The organism is Streptosporangium sp. NPDC049644 (assembly GCF_040675205.1).
Classification (GTDB): Bacteria; Actinomycetota; Actinomycetes; order Streptosporangiales; family Streptosporangiaceae; genus Streptosporangium; species Streptosporangium fukuiense.
Genome location: NZ_JBFAOJ010000242.1, coordinates 1 through 2,051, shown reverse-complemented (window position 1 = coordinate 2,051; position 2,051 = coordinate 1). Strand labels below are relative to the sequence as shown.

Sequence of the window (2,051 nt, the reverse complement as noted above, 5' to 3'; positions counted from 1 at the left end):
GGGTGCCGTCGCCGTTGTCGACGACCTGGATGCACCACTCGAAGCCATGCTCATTCGTCGCGAGCTGCGCGAGGCGCTCCCCGTACGTGCTCGCCTCTGACGCCAGGTAGCCGGCGGTAGCGGTGACACTGGACGTGCCATCTTGCAGGACTAGGCCGATGTTGTAGCGCGGCGTCGACTGCATGGAGTTGAGCAGGGTGCGAGCTATGTCGATCTGGTCGATGCCCTCGTACGGGCCGAGGTCTGTGCGGATCTTCACCTGGGACAGGTACGACTCCAGCGATGCGCCTTCGATACGCACCTCGATGGGTGAGCGCCCCGACCGGGACACCGAGGCCCGCCAGATGACGTAGGAGCCCCATATGACGCCGTTGCGGTAGATGTGGACGATGGTCCGTCCTGGCCCCGTAGAGAGGTCGTCGGGGTGCCTGGGGACGATGCGGGCGACCTTCGCCGCCGTCACCTCATCGGTGACCTTCAAGGATGCGGAGAACGTGCCCGCCTCGATGATCCGCCGGTCATAAGACACGTCATACAGGTCGAGGTCCTTGCAGATCAGCCGGTCTGTGAGCAGGTCAGCGAACTCGTACGTGTAATGGACGACCTGCTCACTTGACGGGATCGCGGGGATCGTCGGAGGCGGCGACGTCGGCGGAGGCGGCTCACCGCCAGGACCGCCAGGCCCTGACGGCGGCACCAAAATGGTGAGACCGTTCCAGACGTTCAACCCGAGCGAGGACAGAAACTCTGCTTCGCCGACCGGCGCGTTACTGGTCAGTGCCCGCTCAACGAGCACACCGGTCGCGTGAGTGCGAGACTGCAGCTCGGCGACCTCGTCGTACCCGGGTGGGGTGAACCAGGTGATGTTCGTCGAGGCGAACCGGACACCGGCGGCCCACCGTAGATCAAGGCAGCCGATCGCGGGTGGCGTCGCCGCCGGCGTCGGAATGAAAATCGTCTGCGAAGAACGGCTGATCGTCTTAACGGTCACGCCGGTGCCGGCGCCGCTGATGGCCAGCATGACAGCGACACCGTCAGCCGCCCCGCCCTGGCTGATCGTGTACGTCTCCGGCTCGCCGGCCGCGACCCGCTTCCAGACCTTCGTGCCGGCCCAGTTGCCTGATGATCCGCCGGCGGTCTCGACGAGCGTCCACCCGCCGGAGACCTGCATGTCGCTTTGAGAGCCGTTGTCCGCGGAGTGGATCAGCAGCAGCAGGTCGCCGTTGACGGCGAGGAGAGGCCGGCTGATGAGCGTTGAGGGCCCATCCCAGGCACGCTCGGACACTGAGCGGATCTCGGGCGCCATGTCGGCCCCCTTTCGGGCGGGTCGACACGGCTGGGACTAAAGGTAGGAACTACGGAACTGCAGTTCAATGCCGGAGGAACCCTCGGAGGAGACGCTGTAGGAGATCGTGTTCGTGCCGGCTCCGAGGACCCACTCCTCGACAGGCACCGACAGGGACGACAGCGTGTCCATGGCGTCTTCGCCGTCGATCGTGACGGTGCCTGCATTGGTGTCGATGTCGAGGAGTTGGCCGTCTTCGACGTTGACGACGAACCGCAGAATCCGGCCAAGAGTGGTGTTGGTAATGACCGGGTTAGCGACAGGGCCGAACACTTTGATCCGCGGACTGGTGGACACATCCCCGTCGTTGATGCAGTCGTCTGTGCCGCCGGCGTCCACGGTGACGGACTGCTGCTGCAGGTCATACCGTCTGGGATCCGGGCACACCCAGCGCACGGACACCACGGTCCAGCGCTGCCCATACAGCCCTGCGGGCATGACCCTGGCTTGTGCTTTCGCGCGGGCGAGCAGGGTCTCACCGAGGGTGCGGATCGTCAGCGTCTGCTCGGAGCCGTCCTCTGAGACGCCGAGGGCGCGGCGGAGGTTACGCATGGCCAGCACCCACGCGGTGGAGTCGCGAGGCCCGTCGATCGCGATCGTCGCGGACACGGTGCGCTCTTGCGCGTAGTCCCGCCCTGACCAGGAGCCGTGCCGGGCCGACCGCGGGGCGTTGCCCGAGTCGATCTCCGGCAGGTCGTCCCACCCC

Annotated in this window: 1 protein-coding gene and 1 pseudogene; both read right to left on the bottom strand. The window is 66.2% G+C overall.

Annotated elements, in window-relative coordinates:
* A pseudogene (locus AB0J58_RS44790) lies at positions 1-1,306 on the bottom strand (hypothetical protein); the annotation flags it as partial.
* Positions 1,307-1,342: 36 nt separating this feature from the next.
* Positions 1,343-2,051: hypothetical protein (locus AB0J58_RS44785; protein WP_364227903.1), on the bottom strand; the 709-nt coding region annotated here is incomplete at its 5' end.